The sequence below is a fragment of the Nocardioides salsibiostraticola genome, assembly GCF_054783655.1.
In genome coordinates this window covers 459,775-483,693 of sequence record NZ_BAAGQD010000001.1, presented here as the reverse complement: position 1 = coordinate 483,693, position 23,919 = coordinate 459,775, and the positions used below count along the sequence as shown (strand labels likewise).

The following is a 23,919-nucleotide window of genomic DNA, read 5'->3' as shown; positions in this document are numbered from 1 at the left end:
TGCAGGACTACGGTGAGCCCATGGCCGTGGAGACCTCGCAGACCCTGCACCGTGGACTCCTGGCGCTCGAGCAACTGACCAGCCACCCCGGCGGGTTGTCAGTGACCGAGTTGGCCGCCCGGTTGGAGGTCAATCGGACCATCGCCTACCGACTGGTCGCCACGCTCGAACAGCATGCGCTGGTCCGCAAGGACGCCCAGGGACGTTTGTACGTCGGCCTGGGAGTGCTGCACCTCGCCTCCGCGGTCCATCCCGTTCTGCGCGACCTGGCGGTGCCCATCCTGCGCGCCCTCGCCGACCAACTCGGCTGCACCGCGCACCTGACGGTGGCCGAGGGCGAGGAGGGGCTGGCCGTAGCCGTCGTCGAGCCGTCCTGGACCGACTTCCACGTCAGCTACCGGATCGGATCGCGCCACCGGTTGGCCCAGGGCGCGGCAGGCAAGGCGATCCTGCTCGGCCGTGACGGTGGCTCCGGGCCGACGTACGTCACGACGGTGGGGGAGTTGCAGTCGGGAGCCCGGGGTCTCGCGGCGCCGGTCCTCGGGGTTCCAGGGATCGAGGCCAGCATCGGAATCGTGACGATGGGCGACCTGGATCCCGCGGTTGCGGTCGATCCGGTGGTGGCGGCGGCGGCGCGAATGGCCGACGGGCTGCGCTGAAGAATCGGGGCGCGCATGGGGCCGGTCGGTGTCCGTATCCGGACAGGACGTCGTCTAGTCAAATGTGACTAGACCGGTCAGGGCCTCGCGACCGTAGCCACGTCCGGCGCATGCTCTGTAGGTTTCTGGGTACACGAACAACAGCGGTCCCCCCGGCCGTGCGATCCCCCCGGATCGTTGCACCACCGTTTCACCGTGCGATCCACCCAGATCGCTGCACCACCGTTTCACCGTGCGATCCACCCAGATCGCTGCACCACCGCTATCCCCCCGCCCCCCACGCTTTCCCCCCGGAGCTACCTGTGCGACCTACTTTGCTATCCCCCCGAGCCCTTCTCTCCTCACGATTCTCCCGCCCCGAGTCCGCCAACGGCCATCGCCGTGCGGTCGGTGCCCTGGTCAGCGCCACGATGGCGTTGTCCATGACCGCCGGAATCGGAGCCACCGCCCCCGCCTCGGCCGCTGCGGCCGAGCCCGTTCCGGGCCGGCCTTCCGGCAACGTCGCCCTGGCCTGGGCGCCGTTGTACATGGCCAACGACCACGAGTACACCGCCGCCGAGGCGCGTCGTCTGGCCAACCGGTTCGACCTCGTCGCGGCCGTGCCGTACGGCCTGAAGGACCACAGCGCCGCCATGCGCCGCGAGAACAACAAGTTGAGTCTGCTGGCCTACTCCAACGCCACCTTGGCCCCGCAGAACATCGCCGGCGCGCTGCCGGAAGAGGCCTTCGCTCACGACTCCAACGGCAACCGCATCAAGGCCATCGGGTGGAACACCTTCCAGATGGAGCCCGACCACCCCGCCTGGCGCGAGGCCGCCGACAACATGTGCGTCACCCGCAACGCGGTCGGCAACTTCGACGGCTGCCTGGTGGACATGCTCACCCTGGGAATCTTCGCCAAGGGCTACTTCACCGGCAACCCGGTCAACCCGAAGACCGGAGTCGAATACACCCAGACGGAGTACCGCTCCGCGCTGACCGCCCTCTCGGCTGACCTGCGTCGCCGCAGCCCGGGTCTGATCCAGATCGGCAACATCGTCGAGAACGCCTACCGCTACTGGGAGAACAGCGTCAGCTCACGCCCCCTGGCGATGAGCACCCCGGGTGCCCAGATGGAGGACTTCCTCCGCGGAGCGCAGGACGGAAGCAAGGACTGGCCCTCCGCAGCCGAGTGGAAAAGCAACGTCGACATCATCACCGACTTCGAGAACGCCGGTGTCACGGGCCTGTTCACCACCAAGGCCTGGTCCGGCGTCAGCAACGCCCTGTCGAACCAATGGCACGGCTACTCGATGGCCTCGTTCCTCATGGGCGCCAACGGTGAGAGCTTCTTCGCCTACACCCGGTCCCGCGACAAGGCCGGCGCCTCGCAGACCAACGTCAGCTACACGATGCCCGACAACCTCGGGATGCCCCGCGGTGCGATGAGCCAGACCAACGGCGCCTGGAGCCGCACCTTCGCGAACGGCCAATCCCTCGTGAACCCCGGTAACTCCTCGGTCCGCGTCCCGATCTCTGGAGTCAAGACCAAGCTCGACGGCTCGAAGGTCAGCGGCAGCGTTCTCCTGCCTCCCCACACCGGTGAGGTCCTGGTCAACAGCTCGGGCTCGGTGACCACCCCCGCCAGCACGACGCCGACCCCGACCGCGACCCCGGCCCCGACCGCCGCTCCCTTCAAGTTGCGAATCAAGCACCTCGGCAACAGGACACGCCAGCTGAAGCCGAACCGCTGGAGGAAGATGAAGGTCGTGGTGTCCAACGTCGGTGGCCAGACCTCACCGCGCGGCAAGATCAAGGTCAAGGGCCGCGGCCTGAAGAGCAGGCCCGTGCGGATCCGCTCCCTCAAGCCCGGAGCGCGGACCAAGGTCCGGGTCAAGGTGAAGCTGGTTCGCCGCATGGGAGTGCGTCCCGCGAAGATGGTCTACCGGGCCGGCGGCAAGCGTGCGATCACCAAGGTCCGGGTGCGCGCGCGTCGATGACCCGCCTGTGACACGACTGTGAATCGACTATGAACGTCCGAATCGGGCTCGACCAGACCGGTCGAGCCCGATTCGTGATGGGTCCCTGATTTCGTTACTGTGCTGTTACCAGGGTCGTCCCCCCACCTTCGACGGCACCCCGCCTTTCTCGAGAGACGACGTGAGCTTCGATGCCCCGACTGACTGCCCTGCGCGCTGCGCGACCTGCCGGTAAGTTCCGCCTACTCAGCGGCGCGGTCGCAGCGACCCTCGTCCTGGGTTCGCTGTCCCTGACGGCGCCAACCGTCGAGTCGCCCGTTCTGTCCGACAGCGTCACGGTGACCTCGCCCAGCGTCAAGCGGCCCGGCGGCGCCGTGCCGCGGGACTGGGCGCCGCTGTTCATGAGTGCCAACCACTCCTACTCGCGAGCCGAAGCGGTGACCCTGGCGAAGAAGTACGACCTCATCGTCGCCATCCCCAGCGGAATCCGAAAGCACACGGCCGCCATGCGGGCAGCCAACGGCAACCTGAACATCCTGGCCTACTCCAACGCCGTCCTGGCCTCGTCCTCCCAGATCAAGGGCCTGCCGGAAACGGCGTTCTCCCACGACACCTCGGGTGGCCGGGTCATCGCCCCGGGATTCGGGACCTACATGATGAATCCGGCCAACGTGCAGTGGCGTGTCCGCGCCAACCAACTGTGCCGGGACCGGGTCAACTCCGGGAAGTTCGACGGCTGCCTGGTCGACGTCCTCACTTTGGGGATCTTCGCCAAGAACTTCGTTTCCTCCGTTCCGGTCAACCCCAACACGGGCCGGAAGTTCACCGAGGGGGAGTACCGCGGTGAGGTCATCGCCCTGGCCCGTGACCTGCGTGAGCGGTCCGGTGACCTGGTGCAGATCGGCAACATGGTCGAGAACAGCTACCGCTACTGGAAGGCCGATGTCACCTCGCGGCCCATCGTGTCCAGTGCGCCCGGAGCCCAGATGGAGGACTTCTTGCGGGGGTCGTTCAACGCGAGCGACAAGTTCCCCTCGTTGGGCACCTGGCGCGACGAGGTCCGGGTCATCACCGACATGGAGTCCCAGGGCAAGACCGGGCTGTTCACCACCAAGTTGTGGTCGGGGGCCTCGCAGGCTCGGATCAAGCAGTGGCACGGTTATGCGATGGCGACCTTCCTGATGGGTGCCAACGGCAACAGCTTCTTCGCCTTCACCAGCTCCCGCGACCGCGCCGGGGCCTCCGGCATGAACCATCGCTACCGGTTGCCCAACCTCGGGACGGCGTACGGCGCGATGTATCGCCAGTCCGCTGGCGCCTACGTGCGGAGCTACGCCAACGGCATGGCGGCGGTCAACCCGACCCAGCGAGCCGTACGGGTCCAGATCAAGGGCGTGATGCGCCGGCTCGACGGAAGTGTCGTCAGCGGCAGCTTCACTCTGCCCGCCCGCAGTGGCGAGGCCCTGCGGGAGGCCGGCAACGTGCCTTTGAAGCTCAAGGTCGCCAAGGTCAAGCGTCAGCTCACTCTCCGGGCAGGCAAGACCCGTCACATCCCGGTCCGCGTCACCAACGTCGGGGGACAGGCGGCCCCGAAGGGGGTCGTGAAGCTGTCGGGCACGGCCATCAAGTCCAGCGCCAAGGGCGTACGCAAACTGCGCCCAGGTCAGTCGGTCAAGATGCGGGTCCTGGTGCGGGCCCGTTCGGCGCGCTCGGCTCGCTCGAAGGTCCGTTTCCACTACCGGGCCGGTGGCAAACGTGACATCGGATCGATGAAGGTCAAGGTCGTTCGCCGCTAGTCGTGTGCTCGCGGGCGGCGCGAGCGAGTGGTCGCACCCGGTAGTCGACCTGGGTGGCCAACGCCATCACGGTGGAGGCCCGCATGACACCGGCGAAGCCCACTACCCGATCGATGACCTGTTGGAGCTCGGCGTTGGAGCGGGAGACCACCCGGCACCACAGGTCGCCGCTGCCGGTGATGGTGTAGGCCTCCAGAACCTCGGGGATCTCCGCGAGGTGCGCCGCGACGACGTCGTGTCCCTGGCCCTGGGTGATCTCCAGGGTGAGGAAGGCGGTGACGGGGTAGCCCAACGCCTCCGGAGAAAGACGTGGCCCCCATCCGGTGATCACCCCCGCGGCCTCCATCTTCTCCAACCGTGACTGCACCGTGCCCCGCGCAACCCCGAGTCGTCGGGACGCTTCCAGGACCCCGATTCGTGGTTCGTCGGTGAAGAGATCGATCAGAATGCGGTCAAGGTCGTCCATGAATACCCTTCTTACTATGCAACTTGTTCAGTGAATCGTCCCACTGTTGCACATGCTGTCCGATCACGACACGCTGCGGGCATGACGATGCTGACCCCGGACGAACTCAGAGCCGACCTCACCCTGGAGCAACTGCGAGAACTCGTGGGGCTGGTGGAGTACGACGCCAGCACCGACCCGTTCCCCGTCACCGCCATGGATGCGATCGGGTTCGTGGTCGGCAACGCCACCCAGACCGCGGCGTTCTACCAACTGGCCCTGGGGATGGAGCTCGAGGCCTACCGAGGTCCGGAGAGCGGGCACCGGGACTCCAAGTCCTACGTCCTGCGCAGCGGCAGCGCCCGCTTCGTGTTCACCGGAGCAGTCGTCGCGAGCGGGCCGCTCGCCGAACACCATGCCCGGCACGGTGACGGCGTGGTCGATCTGGCGCTGGAGGTTCCTGACGTCGATGCCTGTGTCACCCACGCCCGCTCGGCGGGCGCCACCATCCTGGTCGAGCCCCACGACGAGAGCGACGAGCACGGGACCGTGCGGATCGCCGCGATCGCGACGTACGGCGAGACCCGGCACACCCTGATCGACCGCAGCGGCTATGACGGCCCCTACTTGCCCGGCTACGTGGCTCGCACCTCGACGGTGACGCGGCGTGACGGGGCGCCGCGCCGCCTCTTCCAGGCGGTCGACCACTGTGTCGGCAACGTCGAGATCGGTCGGATGGACGAATGGGTGTCCTTCTACAACCGGGTGATGGGCTTCGCCAACATGGCCGAGTTCATCGGGGACGACATCGCCACGGACTACTCCGCGTTGATGAGCAAGGTCGTGGCCAGCGGCAACCATCGGGTGAAGTTCCCCCTCAACGAGCCGGCCGTGGCCAAGAAGAAGTCCCAGATCGACGAGTACCTCGAGTTCTACGGCGGTGCCGGCTGTCAGCACATTGCCCTGGCCACCGGAGACATCCTGGCGTCGGTCGATGCCCTGCGGGCCAACGGCATCGAATTCCTCGACACCCCGGACTCCTACTACGACGACCCCGAGCTGCGGGCCCGGATCGGCGAGGTCCGAGTCCCGATCGAGGAGCTGAAGCAACGCGGGATCCTCGTCGACCGTGACGAGGACGGCTACCTGCTGCAGATCTTCACCAAGCCCATGGGGGACCGGCCCACCGTGTTCTACGAGTTCATCGAGCGGCACGGGTCGCTGGGCTTCGGCAAGGGGAACTTCAAGGCGCTGTTCGAGGCCATCGAGCGCGAACAGGACCGTCGCGGCAACCTCTGAGGCTGAGCTCTGAGCTCGGGCTGTGACGGGGGACACTCGGGCGATTTTCGGGCTCGACCAATCCATGCGCAAGGCTGTGTCGAACTCCCCGCAAGTCTCGACCACAGCAACGTAAGGAAACCCCAATGAAGAAGTTCTCCGCCCGCCGCAAGTCGATCGCCGGCGTCGCCGCGATGATGATGCTCGCCTTCCCCCTCGCCGCCTGCGGCTCCGACGACGACGGCGGCAGCAGCAGCAGCAGCGCCCCGACCCCGGTTGCCGAGCTGACCGCCCTGACCGGCGACACCACCGCGGTCACCCTCGACCAGGGCTTCGTCGACGCCCTCGGCAGCCTCGGCGTCACCCCTGGTGTCGTCGGCACCGGTGAGCTCAAGGACGGCGCCCTGATCTTCCCGATCACCGGCGGCAACGTCACGATCTTCACCCCCGGTGAGGTCTCGCCGTACGTCATCGGCCAGGTCCAGCACGAGGGCTCGGGCTTCTCGCTGTCTGCGGGCGGCACCAAGGTCGACATCGGCAACTTCAACGTCGACCCCGGCGCCTCGATCGTCTACGGTGACGTCAACGTCAACGCCAAGCCCGCCGCGGTGAGCGTCCCGATCTTCGACCTCAACGGCAACACGCTGAACCCGCTGGACACCTCCTCCGAGAGCGGCAAGGCCATTCTCGAGGGCACCGAGGTCAAGCTCTCCGCCACGGCCGCCGGCCTGCTGCGCGACACGTTCGGTACCGAGGACATCCCCGACAAGCTCCTGATCGGCGTCGCCAAGATCACCGTCGCCCTCCCCTGATCGGATTCGCCTGAACGAATTGCCCTGATCTCGGGGCGCGATCGGGTCTAACCTGATCACGCACACCTTGCTCGGCGATAACCCCACCAGTTCCCTCCGGGTGAACTGGTGGGGTTGACGCCTTTCTAGGGGCGTTTGAGCAGCCCCTCGAAGAGTTCGACCCCTAGGTCGGTCAGCGCCCGCGGGGTCAGATCGTGCTCGCCGAGAAGCCAGAAGCCGATGAGTTCGGCGTACCCCGCCACGAAGACCATCCCCTGCAACCGGGCTCGGGGCGCCGGCCAGGTGGCGCCTGGGAGGATCTTGTCGGCCTCGTTGGCCACCAGATCGGCGAACCAGCTCATGAGTTCGTGGCGTCGGACCCGCAACGCAGCGTTGCCCGCGGACTCCAGCAGCACCATGCGCACCGGGGTCGGGTCGGCGACGGCGAGGTCGATCACCGCAGCGATTCCGGCCCGCACCCGCTGTCCCCCGTTGTTTGCGTCGCCGTCGGTCCGAGAGATGGCGAACAGCGCGGCGTCGGCGATCTCGGTGGCGGCCAGGTTCAGCGCGGCCACCAGCACCTCGTCGCGCTTGGCGAAGCTCTCGTAGTAGTACCGCTCGGTCAGGCCCGCCTCGGCGCAGATCTTGGTCATCGTGGCTGCGGACTCCCCGTGAGCGGCCACCAGCGTCAGGGTGGCGCGCACCAGGCGCTCGCGCCGTTCGCTGACGCGTTCGGTGGGGCTCTGGCCGGCGTACTGGCGGGGTTTGGGGGAGGTCGTCACGCCACCATTCTTGACAGAACGCACCCCACCCCACAAACTGACAGGACTGTCTGTCAGATAGGCGGACGGTCGAATCGAGGGAGCAGCACATGTACATACCTCTGGTGGGTTGCCTTCTCGACTACTCGCGCGACCCCTTAACCTTCATGCGCGATCTCCACCAGAGCGACGGGCCGGTGAGCGAGCGGAAGATGCTGGGCCGCACATGGACCATGCTGACCGGCCCGGACGCGTGCGAGGCGGCGCTGAAGAACAAGGACAAGGCCTTCGCCAACGGGCCCGGGTGGGGGTTCATCGTCGGCCCGTTCTTCGACCGCGGCCTGATGCTGCTGGACTTCGCCGAGCATCACCAACACCGCCGGCTGATGCAGGAGGCGTTCACCCGGCCGCGCATCGAGGGGTACGTCGCCGCCATGGCTCCCGCGGTCAGCGCTGGTCTGGATGATTGGAGCCCCGGCACCGACTTCCGCGTCTACCCCGCCACCAAGGAGCTGACCCTCGACCTGGCGACCCAGATCTTCATGGGTGGTGCTGAGTTCGCGGATCCCGACGAGCTCGATCGCCTCAACGACGCCTTCATCGCCTGCGTGCAGGCCGCCACCGGAGTCGTGCGGGCCGATCTGCCGTTCACCCGCTGGCGTCGAGCGCTGCGAGGACGAGTGGTGCTCGAGAATTTTCTGCGCCGCCAACTACCGGCCAAGCGGGCCCAGACACCGGGGGAGCGCACCGACCTCTTCTCGATCCTGACGCACCTGCGGTCCGAGGAGGGCGAGAGCTTCAGCGACGACGACATCGTGAACCACATGATCTTCCTGCTGATGGCCGCCCACGACACCTCCACGATCACCGTGGCCATCGTGATGCAGTACCTCGGCCAGCACCCGCACTGGCAGGAGCGTTGTCGAGCGGAGTCGATGGCGCTGGGGGACCATCCGGACCTGACCGAGTTGGAGTCCCTGACCTCGCTGGATCTGGTGATCAAGGAGTCGCTGAGGCTCGTCCCGCCGGTTCCCCTGCTCGCCCGGAGGACGGTGAAGGACACCGAGGTGCTCGGCGTACCGATCCCGGCGGGCCGGCTCACGGCGGTGATGGTCCACCTCTCGCACCACCTCGAGGAGTTGTGGACCGACCCCGCCCGCTTCGACCCGGACCGTTTCGGTGCCGACCGACGCGAGGACAAGTCCCACCGAATGGCGTGGGAGCCCTTCGGCGGCGGCGTCCACAAGTGTTTGGGGATGGCCTTCGCAGGAGCCGAGGTCACCACGATCCTGCACCAGATCCTGAGACGCTTCGAATGGTCGGTGGACGCCGACTACGAGGCCCCGCTGGACTACCGCTCACTCCCGTTCCCCACCGACGGGCTTCCGCTCGACCTCCGCCCCCTACGCACAAGGATCCCCTCATGAGTCGCAAGAACCGTTCCTCGCAGCACGACCCCTCGACCCTGACCTTCGTCATCACCGGAGGCGCTCGCGGCATCGGGGAGGCCACCGTGGACCGGCTGGCCCGTCAAGGGGCCCGGATCGCCATCGGGGACCGCGACCTCGATCTGGCCCGACAGGTGGCGGCGAAGTACGACGACCGGGTGATCGCGGCCGCACTGGACGTCACCCAGCCGGAGTCGTGGCGCTCCTTCCTGGCCGCTGCCGCGTCGTTGGGCCCGGTGGATGTGCTGGTCAACAACGCCGGCATCATGCCGTTGGGGTCGATCCTGGACGAGCCGGACTCGGTCACACAGAGCATCCTGGACGTGAACCTCTTCGGAGTCATCCACGGCACCAAGGCGGTCGCCCCCGGAATGGTCGATCGCGGACGTGGCCACATCGTCAACGTCGCCTCGGCGGTGGGACGCCTGGCCCTGGCTGGCGGGGCGACGTACTCCGCCTCGAAGTTCGCGGTGGTGGGTTTCAGCGAAGCGGTCCGCGCCGAACTCGAGCCGCACGGGGTCGACGTCAGCATGGTGCTGCCCACCGTGGTCAAGACCGAACTGTCCGTAGGGGTGGAGGCCACCCGCGGAGTGAAGCCGGTGACCGCGGAGCAGGTCGCCGAGGTCATCGAGGCCGCCGTGCGCCAGCCGACGCCGGAGCTGTGGGTGCCGCGCTGGTCCCAGGGGCTGGCGCGCAGCAGTCAGCTGATGCCGCGAGGCCTGCAGGTTGCGATGGCGAAGCTGCTCAAGGCCGACTCAGCACTGGTCGGAGCGGATTCAGCCGCCCGCGAAGCCTACGAGGCCCGGGCCCGCTCACGCGTCGAGAACTGAGAGGTCGGCGCCCCGCTCGCGCACCAGACCCCCGAAGGCGTGCCAGATGAAGTCGGCCAGCTGATCGCGGACCTCGGTGCGGGACAGGGTGCCGGTCTCCAACCACCACTCACCGGTGGTCAACGCCAGGCCCACCATCCCCTGGGACCACGCCTCGATGCCGTCGGCGTCGACCTCCAGCCGGTGGAGGCTGCCGCTGAGGATCTGGTTGATCGCCTCGACGATCCTGGCCTTACCGTCGGCCAGGGGGTCGTGCCCGCCGCGCTGGCGGACCAGCAGGTTGAAGACCTGGGGGTGTTCCTCGATCACGCCGAGGTAGGCACCCACGGCACCCCGGATTCGCTCGCGCACCGTGGTGTCGATCAGGAAGGCGGGCACCATGCCGTCGACGACCTCGGCGGCACCCCACCGCCCCACGGCAGCGTGCAACTCGTCCTTGTCGGCGAAGTAGCGGTAGAGCACCGGCTTGCTGACCCCCGCCTCGGCGGCGATGGTCGCGATCGCGACGTCGGGGCCGTGTTGGTCGATGGCACGCACGGAGGCCGCCACCAGGGCGGCGTACCGCTCCTCGCGATGGCGGTCCCAGCGGGAGGATCGGCCGTCGATATCTGCCTGGGTCACGCTCTGAGAGTAGTCCTGCCCGTCGCGTGGGGCTTCTGGGAGGATGAGGAATGGCTACCCACGTGGCGTTCCTGCGCGCGATCAATCTGGCTTCCAAGCGCCGTTTCGGCAAGGACGACTTGTTCGCGGTGACGTCGGCGGCCGGTGGTGGCGTGTTCACCGAGGTGGCGACGTACCTCAACACCGGCAATGTGCGGATCTCGACGTCGATGCGGTCCCCGGCCCGGATCGAGCAGACGTTGGAGCAGGCGTACGCCGACTTCACCGGCTTCGACGTGCCCACGATCGTGCTGAGCGCCGCGGATCTGCGCGAGGTGGTCACGGTCGCCGACGAGTTGGGGGAGGGCCATCAGGGCAAGCAGTTCGTGTCGTTCCTCAAGTCCACCCCGACCGCCGAGGCGGTCTCGGGTCTCGAAGCTCGCTCCACGGACCTCGAAAAGGTCCGAGTGGTCGGCCGCGGGGCGCACCTGCTGCTCGGGGAGAACTACCACACCTCGGGGATGGGCGTGGCGGTCGAGAAGCACCTCGGCCCGGCCACCAACCGGACCCTCGGCGTCGTCCGCACCCTCGTCCAGAAGTGGTGCTGACGCCGAGTCGGCGCTTCTTCGAAAACTAACGCCGGCTCGGCGGGAAACGAGCGTCAATAAGCGCCGACTCGGCGGGAGATCATCGGCCGCGGAAGACCGGCTTGCGTCGCTCGGAGAAAGCGGCCATGCCCTCGGCGACGTCGGCGGTGCGCAGCAGGAGGCTCTGCCCGGTCCGCTCGCGTTCGAGGGCCGCATCGAGCCCGTCCTGCTGGGTCAGGCAAGCGGCGTTGATCGCTCGTTTGGTCGCGGCAAGGCCCAGGGGTGCGCTGGCGGCCAGGCGCCGCACGATCGTGGCCACGAGGTCGTCGTACTCATCATCGGGGGCCAGATGGGTGATCAGTCCCGCGTCGTAGGCCTCGCGGGCGCTGAGCGCTTCGGCCAGCAGGCCCATCCGCATCGCCCGGGGCCGACCGATGGCCGCAGCCACCGTCGCCGACGCGCCGCCGTCGGGCATCAGGCCGATCCGGCCGAAGGCGAGCAGGAACGAGGCGGACTCCTTGGCGATGATGATGTCCGCGGCGAGAGCGGTCGAGCACCCGACCCCGGCGGCGATGCCGTTCACCGCCGCGACCACGGGCTTGTCCAGGCCGACCAGGGCCCGGATGATCCGATTCGCCCGATCCAGGGCGGTCACGTCGAAGTTCTCGTGGGCATTCTCACCCGAGATGTCGGCGCCGGTGGAGAAGGCGGTCCCGGTGCCGGTGATGACCACGACCCGGACGTCCTCACGGGCCACGGCCTCCTCGGTCACCTGCGCCACGCGGTCCGACATCTCCGCGGTCAGGGCGTTGAAGACCTCGGGTCGGTTGAGAGTGATCCACAAGGCCCCGTCGGTCACGCGCAGGGACAGGTGATCGTCGACGGTGGGGGACTGGTCTGGCTGGTTCATGGCCCGGAGTGTGCCACCATGTGGGACGTGTCTGCCGCGATGCCCACTGAGGTCGAACCCGACCTCGAGAGCGATATCTCCCCCGAGGAAGTCACCCAACAGGCGACCCCCTGGGTGACCATCGTCTGGAACGACCCCGTCAACCTGATGTCGTACGTCGCCTACGTCTTCTCGAAGTACTTCGGCTACGACAAGAAGAAGTCCGACCGGTTGATGATGGAGGTGCATCAGGACGGCAAGTCCGTGGTCTCCACCGGCAGTCGCGAGGAGATGGAGCGCGACGTCCAGGCGATGCACGAATACGGCCTGTGGGCCACGATCTCCAAGGCGGACTGAACCGTTCATGAGTGCTTTCAAACGACACCGCCGCAGCAAGTTGATCATCGCCAACTTCACCGGCTTCGAGGCCGATCTGCTGCGCTCCCTGGCCGCCCAACTGGTCGAGTTGCTGCGCAACGAGGCGGCCGTTCCGAACGCTGACGTGGACCCGTTCGAGGCGATGATGGACTTCAGCGGACCCACCGAGGCTCCCGAGGACCCGGTGCTGGCCCGACTCTTCCCCACGGCGTACGCCGAGGACGACGAGGCCGCCGCAGAGTTCCGTCGCTTCACCGAGGGGTCCCTGAGGGACGGCAAGGCGCAGGCCGCCAGCACCATCATCGACACCCTCGAAGAGGGCGGGCTGCCCGCCATCCTCGAGGAGGACGGTCTGATGATCGACGTCGAACTCGACGAGCCGACCGCCGAGACCTGGATGCGGTCGTTCACCGACCTACGGCTCGCTCTGGCCACCCGACTCGGGGTGGAGGAGGGCGATGAGGAGTATTGGCACTCCCTGCCCGACGAGGATCCCCGGGCTCAGGCGCACGACATCTACGACTGGGTGGGCTACCTCCAAGAGACCCTCGTCGGTGCCCTGAGTAAGTGACCTGAACCGCCCCACTAGGCTGGGAGGTGTGTTGACCATCGACCAGCAGACCCACGACGCGATCATCGCGCACGCCAAACGCGACCATCCCGACGAAGCGTGCGGAATCGTGGCTGGCCCCGAGGGCAGCGACCGAGCCCAACGGCTCGTGGAGATGATCAACGCGGCCAGCAGTCCCACGTTCTACGAGTTCGACTCGACCGATCTCTTGCGCCTCTATCGCGAGATGGACGACAACGACGAAGAGCCCGTGGTGATCTACCACTCACACACCGCCACCGAGGGCTACCCCAGCGTCACCGACATCGGCCTGGCGAGTGAGCCGAACGCGCACTACGTGCTCGTGAGTACCCGCGAGCACGGGAATAACGACGGGCCTGTGGAGTTCAGGTCATACAGGATCATCGAGGGCGAAGTGACCGAAGAAGAGGTCCGCGTCGTCCCTGAACTTCCCGCATCTGCACCCGTCACCACCGACAGCTGAGGAGCATCACCCACATGGCCATCGAGGTCCGGATCCCCACCATCCTGCGCACCTACACGGGCGGCGAGAAGGCCGTCCACGCCGACGGCGCCACGCTGACCGCCCTGATCGACGACCTGGAGGCCAAGCACCCCGGCATCAAGGAGCGTCTGGTCGAGGACAAGAACGGTTCCATGGAGCTGCGTCGCTTCGTCAACGTCTACATCAACGACGAGGACGTGCGGTTCATCGGCAGTCTCGAGGCCACGCTGTCCGACGGCGACCAGGTCGTGGTTCTCCCCGCCGTCGCGGGCGGATGACGCGCTACGCCGATCTCCTCGCCTCGGTCGGCAACACGCCGCTGATCGGGCTGCCCCGGCTGTCCCCGAGCCCCGACGTACGCCTGTGGGCCAAGCTCGAGGATCGGAATCCGACCGGTTCGATCAAGGACCGACCGGCCCTGAAGATGATCGAGGAGGCCGAGAAGAGCGGCGTCCTGCGGCCGGGGTGCACGATCCTGGAGCCCACCTCGGGCAACACCGGGATCTCCCTGGCCATGGCGGCGAAGCTCAAGGGCTACCGCATCGTGTGTGTGATGCCGGAGAACACCTCGGTCGAGCGTCGCCAACTGCTGCGCATGTGGGGTGCGGAGATCATCTCCTCACCCGCCGCCGGCGGATCCAACGAGGCGGTCCGGGTCGCCAAGCAGGTCGCCGCGGACCACCCCGACTGGGTGATGCTCTACCAGTACGGCAACGCCGCGAACGCCCTGGCCCACCAGGAGGGGACCGGCCCCGAGTTGCTCGCCGATCTGCCCTCGATCACGCACTTCGTGGCAGGACTGGGCACCACCGGCACCCTGATGGGGACCTCGCGCTACTTCCGTGAGGCCAAGCCCGACGTCAAGATCGTCGCGGCCGAGCCCCGGTACGGCGAACTCGTCTATGGGCTGCGGAACCTCGATGAGGGCTTCGTTCCCGAGTTGTACGACGCCTCCCTGATCGACTCCCGCTTCTCGGTCGGCCCGCGCGACGCCGTACGCCGCACCCGCGAACTGCTCGAGCTGGAAGGGATCTTCGCCGGCATCTCCACCGGGGCGATCCTGCACGCGGCTCTGGGCCAGGCGGCCAAGGCCGTCAAGGCGGGGGAGACCGCGGACATTGCATTCATCGTGTGCGACGGAGGCTGGAAGTACCTCTCCACCGGCGCTTACGAAGGAACGGTCGACGAGGCCGAGGACAAGCTCGAAGGGCAACTCTGGGCCTGAGCCGGTCAGATGCGGGACTAGTCTGCTGCGATGGCCCGATTCGTCCGTGTTCTCGTGTCCCTGCTGGTCACCCTCCTGGCGACCTCCCTGACCGCCCTGGCGCTGTCCACCGCACCTGCTGGGGCCGCACCCACGGTCGAGAACCGTGAACCGCCGACCATCTCCGGCAAGGCGCAGTTCGACCAGCGGCTCACCGCGTCCGTGGGGCGGTGGGATCCCGAGCCGGTCGCCGCCACCTACCAGTGGTTGCGTGCGGGCCGTGCGATCACCGGGGCCAACTCGAAGGACTACCGACCGGTCCTGAAGGACCTCGGCAAACGGTTGTCGGTCCGGGTCGAGGTCGCCGACGCCGAGGGCGACACCGGTGCGGCGACCTCGGCGCAGACCACACCCGTCAAACGTGCCAAGTTGAAGAACAAGACGCGCCCGAGTGTGTCGGGCGAACAGCGGTTCACCCGGACCGTGCGAGCCACTCCGGGACGGTGGTCACCCCGGCCGACCCGCACGTCGTACCAGTGGCTGCGCTCCGGCAAACCGATCAAGGGCGCCACCAAGGAGCGCTACACCTTCGCCCCGCGCGACGTGAACAAGCGGATCCGGGTCAGGGTCACCGTCAAGGCGCCCGGCTACCGCCACATGAGTCGGTCGTCGGCCAGGACCGACCGCGTCGCCCACCGGGTCCCGCAGCGCCGGGTCGCCACCTACAGCATCGCCACGCGCGGACGGATCACCACGAGCGTGAAGAAGTTCGCCCGACAGGCGGCCCAGACCTTCGCCGACGCCCGCGGCTGGCGCGGAGGCGGTACGACGTTCCGCCGGGTGAAGTCCGGCGGCGGATTCACCCTGGTGCTCAGCGAGGCCGGACAGGTGCCGAGCTTCTCTTCGCAGTGCAGCAGTTACTACAGCTGCCGGGTGGGCCGCTTCGTGATCATCAACCAGGACCGCTGGAAGTTCGCGTCCCCACCGTGGAACGCAGCCGGGCGCTCGCTGCGCGACTACCGTCACCTCGTGGTCAACCACGAGGTCGGCCACTGGCTCGGCAACGGACACGCCGGATGCCGGGGCAGCGGACAACTCGCCCCCGTGATGGGGCAGCAGTCCAAGGGCACCGGTGGGTGCCGGTTCAACCCGTGGCCCCGCCCCTACGAGTACTGACCTACGAGTACTGACCTACGGCTTCGTCGGCGGGACCTTCGCCACGGCGGAAACGAAGTAGTGGTCGCTGGCGAAGCGCACGCGCTTGCTGTCCGAGCGGCGGTACCGCTTGAACTCGACGTAGCGGCTACCCATCACCTTGTCGAAGATGGGGCGGCGCGGCGACGTGCAGCGCGGGTGCAGTCTGCCCCCTGCGGCGGACACGGTGCGGGTGGAACGCCCGACGCGGCAGTTGAACTCGGTGAACTCGTTGGCGTCGGCACCCAGAAAGACCGGATCTCCGGACTTGCGCAGCGCGTTGATCAGGTTGATCTGGCGACGCGTAGCCGAGTCGCGCTCGCCCTCGGCGCCCTTCGGCGAGTTGTGGATCGACATGTAGAAGAAGGTGCGACCGGTCTCGCGCTCGCGCAGCTTCACCCACGGGATGGGACGACGCTGACCGTGGAAGGCGGTGATGATCTTGCCCTGGTTGACGCGCTTGTACTTCGAGTTCTTGTAGGCGATCTGCAGCCGCAGTCCCTGGCTCTTCCCGAACTTCTTGTACGGGAAGATGCGGTACTTGTTCAGGCGTTTGCCCAGCACGTTCAGTTGGTCCATCTGGACCTCCTGCATCGCGATCACGTCGATCTTGTTCTGCTTGATGATGCGCGCCGTGGCGCGGACCCGCTTCACGCCAGAGGCGCGACGGCTGCCGGCGGTGTGCTGGCTACCCAGGACGTTGAAGGTGGCAACCTTCATCCGGAAGCCGGGTTCGCGCACGAACTTGCCCTTCTTCGCCGCGAGTTGCGCGGTGAGAGGGGCAGAGGAGGTCTGGGCCGAGGCGCCGGGGGTCGTGGTGACCGAGACGAGCGCGAAGGCGCCCATCATCAGGAAGGCAACCACTGCGGCGAACGGCGTACGGAGGGAGTGTCGTCGTCGGAGCATCCGAGGACGGTAATCAATCCGTTACCTTCCCGGCCAATCCTCGAGGTCGCTTGTGACTCAGATCACGAGCCCCAAAGGTTCGGTCACCCCTGTTGGTTCTGGGCCTCATTCTTCTGGGCCTGTTTCTTTTGGGCGACCTTCAACTGCGGCAGACGGTCCTGCGCACGTTGGGCGAGAGCCAGGAAGTCCTGATTGCTCATCGCTGCTGACCCGTCCGGGATGAAGCCGATCTGCGTGATGACCCCGCCGTGTCGGATGATGGCCATCGAGTAGTCGAGCGACCGGTTGTCGGACAACTCGGTGGTCAGTGTCCACACGGTCAGGCTCTCCTTGTCGCTCTCGCGTTGGACCAGGCGGGTGACCCTCGTGCCGAGGTCCTTGTCCTGGCATCCGGCGAGGCGTTGGCGCACACCCTCCACGAAGGCCTTGGCCTTTTGCTTCGGTAGCGACCCGACCGTCTGGGTCAGCCCGAAGGTCTTGGCCAGTTTCGCCTGCGGGATGAGGAAGGACCGCGTCATGTTGTTGCGGATCCGGGTCTGGTTGAAGCGACCCTTGAACTGCGTCTCGTCGCAACGCGTGGAGGCGAGGTTGTTCTCGGCCCTGCTGGGTTCTGTCCCCACCCAGGGTTTAGCGACCCCCGAGATCGGGGGGAGATCGATCTCCGACAGCAGTGCCGGATCGCTTCCCACCGGGAGGGGCGCGGTCTGCTGCAGTTTCGTCGTGGTTGCGCATTCACCGGCCTCGGGCAGCGCACACAGATTGCCCACGGCCCCGCCGATGGTCCGGGCCGAGGCCCGGGTGTTGGCCCGTTCGGCGTTCGCGACCGTGGTCATCACCGTGGTGGTGAAGACACCGGTGCGGGCGACGGTGACCGCCATCGTCCGATCCGGTTTGCCCCACACCCGTACGACGATCAGCGTCGCCTCGTCGCCGACGCCTGGCAGGCGCTGCGTGCTCAGCACCTGGGCCCGCTCGATGCGGCATCCGGCATACCAGTCCAGGGTGCGGGTGAGGGTCCGCTGGGCGGCACGCACGTTGCGCGACTCCTCGACGGACTGGAATGCGGTGGCCTCCGCCGTTCGCGCACGGTTCTTGGCCTCGAAGGTGCGCAGCAGCGCCGCCGAGCCCCGGGGGTCGGCGTACCGCTCCTCCTGGCACGGGATCGCCAGTCCGTTGCCCTCGGAGTTGTCGGAGGTGCCGGTGAGCTTCCAGCCCTTGCGCCCCGTCAACCGGGACAGATCGCCGGTGCCGATCAGGGCGGCGTCGGTGAGCGGTTCGGGCTCCGGTTCGGGGCTGGCGGAGGCCGACGGGCTCGGGGTCGCCGGCTGCGCCTGGGCCTGACCGGCCGCCACGACGGGCCGGTCCAGCGAGGGGCGCACCCCGGTGGTGTCGGTGACGACGGAACCGCTGATCACCAGGGCGGCGACGGCGGTGGCCGCGCCGACCAGGGTGTGGGTGCGTCGCCGGGCTCCGCCGGCGCGGCGCAGGATGGTGGCGCGGGGCCAGCGCACGTCACTGATCTGCCTACGCAGGTTCGCCAGTTGATAGTGGATCTGCGAGGTGTGGATCCCGCGGGCCTGCGCGAACGCCGTCGCGGCACCTTGGAGCTCGCGCTCGGCGTCCTCGATGGGTCGGCCGATCTCGCGGGCCATCTGGCTCATCGTGACGGCGCCGAGTTGGGTCAGGAGCAGGGCCTTGCGTTGGATCGCCGAGAGTTCGCTGAGCGCCTCGAAGGTCTTGGTGATCTCCGGGTCGATCGAACGGTCGCGGTGCCAGAGTCGAGCCGTGTGCCGCCGCTGGGCGTGCCGCCAGGCGTGCGGTCGCACGCTCTCCTCGGGATCCTCGAGGCGACCGATCTTGCGCCAGTGGTGCCAGGCGACGATGAAGGCGTCCCGCACCGCGGCTCGAGCCGCGGGAAGGTCCCCGGTCAGGGCATAGGTCTGCAGCAGCAGTCTCTCTCGCGCGTCGATGTAGAACGCGTCGAAGTCCTCCGGATCCCTCATGACCTCACTACGGTACGCGACCGGTCCAGACAGCCGTGCCGGGATCCCACAGGAAGATTCCCATCGACCTCGCTGCCAGCGGCGTGGGAGAGGCACGCGGACGCCTGGGGCGGGTGATGATGGTGGGGCTATGACCTCGCTCCTGCCCTCCGCGGTGAAGACCGCCGACCGTGCTCGTCGCGGTGGGTCGACCCCACCTGCGCCGGGAGGGTCCACCGACTCCAGGCCACGGCCCCTGACGGTGGTGGCCACCCTCGGTGGGCTGCGCGCCGCGATGATCCCGTTGGTGATCTGCCTGGTGATCGGGCTCATCGGCTGGTTCAGCATCGACGCGGGGGCCCACGGCACCCCCCGGGACGGTCTGCGGACCGGCGCCCTGGGCTGGTTGATGGGGCACGGATCCGGCGTGCGGATCGACGGCGTCGAGGTCACCATGGTGCCCCTGGGGGTCACCGCCCTGGCCGCCTTCTTCATCTGGCGGGTCGCACTTCGCGTGGGACAGCAGCTAGCGGCGTACGGTCCCGACGCGGGACGCATCGACGACGGCGAGCGGGACTGGACCGTTCCGGCCGCCACCCTGCTCTTCGCCATCGGGTACGCCGTGACCGCGGTCCTGGTGGCCACCGTTGCGGCCACCCCCGCCACCGACCCGTCGGCCGAACGGGTGCTCGTGTGGTCGATCCTGATGGCCGCGCTGCTCGGCGGCTGTGCGATCGCGGTCGGGTCGGGTCGCGCCGCGATCTGGACCGCCTCGCTGCCCGAGACCCTGGGCGGCGCCCTGCGCGCCTGCCGCCACATGCTCGTGGTGTGGATCTGGTTGTCCCTGGCGACCTTCTTGATCGCCCTGCTGATGGACCTGAGCACGGCGGCGAATGTGATGTCCCAACTCGGCGTCAACGCCGGGGACGCGATCGTGCTCAGCGCGCTCAGCCTGACCGTCCTCCCGAACGCCGTGGCCTTCTCGGGCGCGTTCCTTCTGGGCCCCGGCTTCACGGTCGGCGCCGCCACGATCGTCTCCCCGTCCCTGGTGGTGCTGGGGCCGCTGCCGATGCTGCCGATCTTCGCTGCCCTCCCGCAGGCGGGGACGCCCTCGGGTTGGCTCGCAGTGCTGCTGGTCACCCCGGTGGTGGTCGGCGCCGCCGGAGCGGTCCGCGCCCAACGACGCTCACCCACCCTGAACTGGACCGAGGGCGCCGTACGCGGCGGGACCGGCGGCGTACTGACCGGTCTGGCCTTCGCATTCTTCGCCTCCCTGGCGGGGGGAGCGATCGGACCCGGCCGGATGCGGGACGTGGCTCCGCTGGTCGGGGAGGTCTTGGTGCACGCGATCACCACCTTCGGGCTCGGCGGACTCATCGGCGGGCTCCTGGTGACCTGGTGGCAACGCCGGGCAGCGACGGAAATCGACGCCCACTAGGCTCCACGGGTGACTGATACTGCCCGCCTCCTTGTCCTCGTCTCGGGAGCAGGAACCAACCTCCAGGCACTGCTCGATGCCTGTGCCGACCCCGCGTACGGCGCGAAGGTCGTGGCGGTGGGTGCTGATCGGTCCGATATCGAGGGGCTGGCCCGGGCGGAGCGGGCCGGGATCCCGACGTTCGTGCACCGCGTCAAGGACTACCCCGACCGCGACTCATGGGACCGCGCGGTGACCGCGTCGTGCGCCGAGTTCGAACCGGACCTCCTCGTGTCCGCAGGCTTCATGAAACTGGCCGGGCAGGCCTTCCTCGAGGAGTTCGGGGGCTGCTACATCAACACCCACCCGGCTCTGCTGCCGTCCTTCCCCGGCATGTACGGAGCCGCCGACGCGCTTGCCTACGGGGTGAAGATCGCCGGTGCGACGCTCTTCGTCGTCGATGCCGGGGTCGACACCGGACCGATCGTCGCCCAGACCGCCGTGCCCGTCGAGGACGACGACACCCCCGAGTCCCTGCACGAGCGGATCAAGATCGGGGAACGAGCCATGCTCGTCGACACCGTGGGGCGGATCGCCCGCGAGGGTTTCGTGATCAGGAACCGCCGGGTGCGCTTCGGGCGTTAGCCCTGCTGATTTCTCTCGGGCTATGCTCGCGCCACACGACTGGCGCAGGTGGGGGACCACCGGGGAGTGCCCCTCCGGGGGATCAGCGTGGCCATCGAACGCCTGGGTGGTCCTCACGTAGACCTTGATCTCTATGACGTCCTCCCAGGACGTGTCAACCGAGGAGCACCCCCATGAGCAACCAGATGCCGATCCGCCGCGCGCTGGTGTCCGTGTACGACAAATCCGGCCTCGACGTACTGGTCCGAGGACTCCATGACGCAGGGGTGGAGCTGGTCTCCACCGGTGGCTCGGCCCGCCTCATCGAGGAGTCGGGTCTGCCGGTGACCAAGGTCGAGGACCTCACCGGTTTCCCGGAGTGCCTCGACGGTCGGGTCAAGACCCTCCACCCCCGCGTGCACGCCGGCATCCTGGCCGACCGTCGGCTCGAGAGCCACGTGGCCCAGCTGGCCGACCTGGAGGTCGAGCCCTTCGACCTGGTCGTCTCGAACCTCTATCCCTTCACCGAGACCGTCGCGTCCGGGGCAACCCCGGACGAGTGCGTCGAGCAGATCGACATCGGTGGCCCGTCCATGGTCCGCGCCGCGGCCAAGAACCACCCATCGGTCGCGATCGTCACCTCTCCGGCGCGGTACGACGACGTCCTGGCCGCCGTCGCCGCCGGGGGATTCACTCTCGAGGAGCGCAAGACGCTGGCCGCCGAGGCGTTCGTCCACACGGCCTCCTACGACGTGGCCGTCGCCTCCTGGATGGGCAACGTCCTGACCGACTCCAGTGAGGGCACCGGTTTCCCGGCCTGGATCGGCGCGACGTGGGAGAAGCAGTCCGTGCTGCGGTACGGCGAGAACCCGCACCAGCCCGCCGCGATCTACTCCAACGGCTCCGGCACCGGGCTGGCGGCCGCTGTGCAGCTGCACGGCAAGGAGATGTCCTACAACAACTACGTCGACACCGACGCCGCTCGTCGAGCGGCCAACGACTTCTCCGACCCCGCGGTCGCGATCATCAAGCACGCGAACCCGTGCGGCATCGCGGTCGGCGCGGACGTGGCGGAGGCTCACACCAAGGCCCACGAGTGCGACCCCGTCTCCGCCTTCGGCGGCGTGATCGCGGTGAACCGTCCGGTCTCGGTCGAGATGGCCCAGCAGGTCGCCGAGGTGTTCACCGAGGTGATCGTCGCCCCGGCGTACGACGAGGGTGCGGTCGAGATCCTCCAGGGCAAGAAGAACATCCGGATCCTCGTCGCCCCGCTGGACGCGACGCCCGCCGCGGTGGAGACCCGTCCGGTGAGCGGCGGACTGCTGGTCCAGCACGTCGACCACGTCGACGCCGTGCTCGAGGACGGTGGAGACGACCCCGCGTCGTGGACGCTCGCCACCGGAGAGGCCGCCTCGCCCGAGGTGCTGGCCGACCTGGACTTCGCTTGGAAGGCGTGCCGGGCCGCGAAGTCCAACGCCATCCTGCTGGCCAAGAACGGTGGGTCCGTCGGGGTCGGGATGGGTCAGGTCAACCGGGTCGACTCCTGCAAGCTCGCCGTCGAACGGGCCGGTGAACGTGCCGCTGGCTCCGTGGCCGCCTCCGACGCCTTCTTCCCCTTCGAGGACGGTCCGCAGATCCTCCTCGACGCCGGCGTGGTGGCCATCGTCCAGCCCGGTGGTTCGGTCCGCGACGAGCTGACGATCGCTGCGGCCAAGGCCGCGGGCGTCACGATGTACTTCACCGGCACCCGGCACTTCTTCCACTGACAGGATGAACCCCATGACCGCACAGAAACTCGACGGCACCGCCACCGCCAAGGCGATCAAGGCCGAGCTGAAGGTCCGGGTCGACGTCCTGGCCGAGCGGGGCATCGTCCCCGGGCTGGGGACCGTCCTGGTCGGCGACGACCCGGGCTCGCGGTGGTACGTCAACGGCAAGCACAAGGACTGCGCCGAGGTCGGCATCTCCTCGATCCGGGTGGATCTGCCGGAGACCGCCAGCCAGGAGGAGATCGAGGAGGCGGTCCGCACCCTGAACGAGGACCCCGCCTGCACCGGGTACATCGTCCAGCTGCCGCTGCCTCGGGGACGCGACGAGAACCGGGTTCTCGGCCTGATCGACCCCGCCAAGGACGCTGACGGACTGCACCCGACGAACCTCGGTTGGCTGGTCCTCGGCAACGAAGCACCCCTGCCGTGTACGCCGTTCGGCATCGTCGAACTGCTCCGCCGCCACGAGGTCCCGATCGCCGGCGCCGACGTCGTGGTCGTCGGTCGCGGGGTCACCGTGGGTCGCCCTCTCGGGCTCCTGCTCACCCGCCGTTCGGAGAACGCCACGGTCACCCTGTGCCACACCGGCACCGTCGACCTGGCCGCGCACGTTCGCCAGGCCGACATCGTGGTCGCGGCGGCCGGGGTGCCCGGCATCATCACCCGCGACATGGTCAAGCCGGGTGCTGCCGTCCTCGACGTCGGGGTCTCGCGGGTCGACGGCAAGATCGCCGGTGACGTCGCCGACGACGTGTGGGACACCGCCGGGTGGATCTCACCGAACCCCGGCGGAGTGGGCCCGATGACCCGCGCCATGTTGCTGTCGAACCTCGTCGCCATGGCAGAACTCGCAGCCGGGCCTGCGTGAGTCGACCCATGGTGGCGGATGAGACCGAACCCGACGGCGGTAGCGATGAGGTGCGCCGGGAGGTGCCTGACACGCCGGCCGATGAGGTCGTCGTACCCGAGCCCAGCCGGAGGCTCTACCCCCGCACCATCGGTGGCGGGTTCTATCTCGTCATCCTGACCCTCGCCACGCTGGCGATCGTCGTATCCGCCCGCGACGACTGGCGAATCGGAATGCGCATCCTTGCGCTCACCCTGGCTGGCGCCGGCACCCTGCGTCTGGTGCTACGCACCCACGACGCGGGCATGCTCGCCGTACGCCACCGGGCTCTGGACGTGCTCCTGCTCGGCTCGGTCGCCGTCGCCCTGTGGGTGCTCGCCGGATCGATCCCGGAGCAGCCCCGGCTCTAGCCCGCCGGACTCTGGCCGGGCGCCAGTTTCACCGGCCGGCCGGTGAAACTCATGCTTGGACGATAAAACT

General features: G+C 68.1%; 25 protein-coding genes. 19 read left to right on the top strand and 6 right to left on the bottom strand.

Annotated features, from left to right (window positions below; all coding sequences use genetic code 11):
• The first annotated feature begins 20 nt into the window (after window positions 1-20).
• From ACYVLV_RS02275 to ACYVLV_RS02265, 3 genes are all read left to right on the top strand, one after another.
• Window positions 21-659, top strand: a complete 639-nt coding sequence (locus tag ACYVLV_RS02275; protein ID WP_460807362.1) for an IclR family transcriptional regulator — start codon at window positions 21-23, stop codon at window positions 657-659.
• A 314-nt stretch (window positions 660-973) separates the two neighbouring features.
• The gene (locus ACYVLV_RS02270; protein ID WP_460807361.1) at window positions 974-2,638 is read left to right on the top strand and encodes a putative glycoside hydrolase; all 1,665 of its coding nucleotides are present in this window, start codon (window positions 974-976) and stop codon (window positions 2,636-2,638) included.
• Between the two features lie 170 nt (window positions 2,639-2,808).
• The gene (locus ACYVLV_RS02265) at window positions 2,809-4,413 is read left to right on the top strand and encodes a putative glycoside hydrolase (RefSeq protein WP_460807360.1); all 1,605 of its coding nucleotides are present in this window, start codon (window positions 2,809-2,811) and stop codon (window positions 4,411-4,413) included.
• Here ACYVLV_RS02265 and ACYVLV_RS02260 read toward each other — a convergent pair.
• A complete protein-coding gene (locus ACYVLV_RS02260; protein WP_460807358.1) occupies window positions 4,394-4,879 on the bottom strand; it encodes an Lrp/AsnC family transcriptional regulator in 486 nt (161 codons plus the stop codon). The genes ACYVLV_RS02265 and ACYVLV_RS02260 overlap by 20 nt on opposite strands.
• 81 nt (window positions 4,880-4,960) lie before the next feature.
• On the opposite strand from ACYVLV_RS02260, the gene hppD reads away from it, so the two are divergent.
• Together hppD and ACYVLV_RS02250 are read left to right on the top strand one after the other, a co-directional pair.
• The gene (gene hppD / locus ACYVLV_RS02255) at window positions 4,961-6,157 is read left to right on the top strand and encodes a 4-hydroxyphenylpyruvate dioxygenase (RefSeq protein WP_460807356.1); all 1,197 of its coding nucleotides are present in this window, start codon (window positions 4,961-4,963) and stop codon (window positions 6,155-6,157) included.
• A gap of 125 nt (window positions 6,158-6,282) precedes the next feature.
• On the top strand, window positions 6,283-6,948 hold the full coding sequence (locus ACYVLV_RS02250) for a hypothetical protein (protein ID WP_460807354.1): 666 nt from the start codon (window positions 6,283-6,285) through the stop codon (window positions 6,946-6,948).
• Window positions 6,949-7,073: 125 nt separating this feature from the next.
• On the opposite strand, the gene ACYVLV_RS02245 is transcribed toward ACYVLV_RS02250, so the two are convergent.
• Window positions 7,074-7,709: a TetR/AcrR family transcriptional regulator gene (locus tag ACYVLV_RS02245; protein WP_460807353.1), complete on the bottom strand. Its 636-nt coding sequence runs from the start codon at window positions 7,707-7,709 to the stop codon at window positions 7,074-7,076.
• An 89-nt stretch (window positions 7,710-7,798) separates the two neighbouring features.
• Between ACYVLV_RS02245 and ACYVLV_RS02240 the strand changes: the two genes are divergently transcribed.
• Together ACYVLV_RS02240 and ACYVLV_RS02235 are read left to right on the top strand one after the other, a co-directional pair.
• Window positions 7,799-9,115 (top strand): cytochrome P450, encoded by a 1,317-nt coding sequence (locus ACYVLV_RS02240; RefSeq protein ID WP_460807352.1) that lies wholly within the window; start codon window positions 7,799-7,801, stop codon window positions 9,113-9,115.
• Window positions 9,112-9,966 carry an SDR family oxidoreductase gene (locus tag ACYVLV_RS02235; protein ID WP_460807351.1) on the top strand — a complete coding sequence of 285 codons (855 nt, stop codon included), beginning with the start codon at window positions 9,112-9,114 and terminating at the stop codon, window positions 9,964-9,966. The genes ACYVLV_RS02240 and ACYVLV_RS02235 overlap by 4 nt, the downstream gene beginning before the upstream one ends.
• Here the strand turns inward: ACYVLV_RS02235 and ACYVLV_RS02230 are convergent.
• Entirely contained in the window at window positions 9,949-10,587 is a 639-nt protein-coding gene (locus ACYVLV_RS02230) for a TetR/AcrR family transcriptional regulator (protein ID WP_460807349.1), read from the bottom strand. The genes ACYVLV_RS02235 and ACYVLV_RS02230 overlap by 18 nt on opposite strands.
• Before the next feature lie 50 nt (window positions 10,588-10,637).
• Here ACYVLV_RS02230 and ACYVLV_RS02225 point away from each other — a divergent pair, with 50 nt between their 5' ends.
• Window positions 10,638-11,174 carry a DUF1697 domain-containing protein gene (locus tag ACYVLV_RS02225; protein WP_460807347.1) on the top strand — a complete coding sequence of 179 codons (537 nt, stop codon included), beginning with the start codon at window positions 10,638-10,640 and terminating at the stop codon, window positions 11,172-11,174.
• Between the two features lie 79 nt (window positions 11,175-11,253).
• Here ACYVLV_RS02225 and ACYVLV_RS02220 read toward each other — a convergent pair whose 3' ends face one another.
• On the bottom strand, window positions 11,254-12,063 hold the full coding sequence (locus tag ACYVLV_RS02220; protein ID WP_460807345.1) for an enoyl-CoA hydratase: 810 nt from the start codon (window positions 12,061-12,063) through the stop codon (window positions 11,254-11,256).
• An 18-nt stretch (window positions 12,064-12,081) separates the two neighbouring features.
• On the opposite strand from ACYVLV_RS02220, the gene clpS reads away from it, so the two are divergent.
• From clpS to ACYVLV_RS02190, 6 genes are read left to right on the top strand one after another with little or no spacing between them, the layout of a single operon-like run.
• On the top strand, window positions 12,082-12,399 hold the full coding sequence (gene clpS / locus ACYVLV_RS02215; protein WP_460807344.1) for an ATP-dependent Clp protease adapter ClpS: 318 nt from the start codon (window positions 12,082-12,084) through the stop codon (window positions 12,397-12,399).
• A 7-nt stretch (window positions 12,400-12,406) separates the two neighbouring features.
• A complete protein-coding gene (locus tag ACYVLV_RS02210) occupies window positions 12,407-12,991 on the top strand; it encodes a DUF2017 domain-containing protein (protein ID WP_460807342.1) in 585 nt (194 codons plus the stop codon).
• A 28-nt stretch (window positions 12,992-13,019) separates the two neighbouring features.
• Window positions 13,020-13,475, top strand: coding sequence for a M67 family metallopeptidase (locus ACYVLV_RS02205; protein WP_460807340.1), 456 nt, complete (start codon window positions 13,020-13,022; stop codon window positions 13,473-13,475).
• Between the two features lie 14 nt (window positions 13,476-13,489).
• On the top strand, window positions 13,490-13,774 hold the full coding sequence (locus ACYVLV_RS02200) for a MoaD/ThiS family protein (RefSeq protein WP_460807338.1): 285 nt from the start codon (window positions 13,490-13,492) through the stop codon (window positions 13,772-13,774).
• Window positions 13,771-14,721 (top strand): PLP-dependent cysteine synthase family protein, encoded by a 951-nt coding sequence (locus ACYVLV_RS02195; RefSeq protein WP_460807335.1) that lies wholly within the window; start codon window positions 13,771-13,773, stop codon window positions 14,719-14,721. The genes ACYVLV_RS02200 and ACYVLV_RS02195 overlap by 4 nt, the downstream gene beginning before the upstream one ends.
• Before the next feature lie 30 nt (window positions 14,722-14,751).
• Window positions 14,752-15,876: a DUF3152 domain-containing protein gene (locus tag ACYVLV_RS02190; protein WP_460807334.1), complete on the top strand. Its 1,125-nt coding sequence runs from the start codon at window positions 14,752-14,754 to the stop codon at window positions 15,874-15,876.
• Between the two features lie 15 nt (window positions 15,877-15,891).
• Here ACYVLV_RS02190 and ACYVLV_RS02185 read toward each other — a convergent pair whose 3' ends face one another.
• The gene (locus ACYVLV_RS02185) at window positions 15,892-16,800 is read right to left on the bottom strand and encodes an endonuclease/exonuclease/phosphatase family protein (protein WP_460807333.1); all 909 of its coding nucleotides are present in this window, start codon (window positions 16,798-16,800) and stop codon (window positions 15,892-15,894) included.
• An 83-nt stretch (window positions 16,801-16,883) separates the two neighbouring features.
• On the bottom strand, window positions 16,884-18,803 hold the full coding sequence (locus tag ACYVLV_RS02180) for a SigE family RNA polymerase sigma factor (protein ID WP_460807332.1): 1,920 nt from the start codon (window positions 18,801-18,803) through the stop codon (window positions 16,884-16,886).
• 130 nt (window positions 18,804-18,933) lie between these two features.
• Here ACYVLV_RS02180 and ACYVLV_RS02175 point away from each other — a divergent pair, with 130 nt between their 5' ends.
• The 5 genes from ACYVLV_RS02175 to ACYVLV_RS02155 all read left to right on the top strand — a co-directional run bounded on the left by ACYVLV_RS02175 (window position 18,934) and on the right by ACYVLV_RS02155 (window position 23,849).
• Complete coding sequence (locus tag ACYVLV_RS02175) at window positions 18,934-20,220, top strand: cell division protein PerM (RefSeq protein WP_460807331.1); 1,287 nt, start codon at window positions 18,934-18,936, stop codon at window positions 20,218-20,220.
• 9 nt (window positions 20,221-20,229) lie between these two features.
• Window positions 20,230-20,844 carry a phosphoribosylglycinamide formyltransferase gene (purN, locus tag ACYVLV_RS02170; protein WP_460807330.1) on the top strand — a complete coding sequence of 205 codons (615 nt, stop codon included), beginning with the start codon at window positions 20,230-20,232 and terminating at the stop codon, window positions 20,842-20,844.
• Window positions 20,845-21,017: 173 nt separating this feature from the next.
• Entirely contained in the window at window positions 21,018-22,589 is a 1,572-nt protein-coding gene (purH, locus tag ACYVLV_RS02165) for a bifunctional phosphoribosylaminoimidazolecarboxamide formyltransferase/IMP cyclohydrolase (RefSeq protein WP_460807329.1), read from the top strand.
• A 13-nt stretch (window positions 22,590-22,602) separates the two neighbouring features.
• Window positions 22,603-23,460, top strand: coding sequence for a bifunctional methylenetetrahydrofolate dehydrogenase/methenyltetrahydrofolate cyclohydrolase (locus tag ACYVLV_RS02160; protein ID WP_460807328.1), 858 nt, complete (start codon window positions 22,603-22,605; stop codon window positions 23,458-23,460).
• Window positions 23,457-23,849 carry a DUF3017 domain-containing protein gene (locus ACYVLV_RS02155; protein ID WP_460807327.1) on the top strand — a complete coding sequence of 131 codons (393 nt, stop codon included), beginning with the start codon at window positions 23,457-23,459 and terminating at the stop codon, window positions 23,847-23,849. The genes ACYVLV_RS02160 and ACYVLV_RS02155 overlap by 4 nt, the downstream gene beginning before the upstream one ends.
• Window positions 23,850-23,919: the final 70 nt, after the last annotated feature.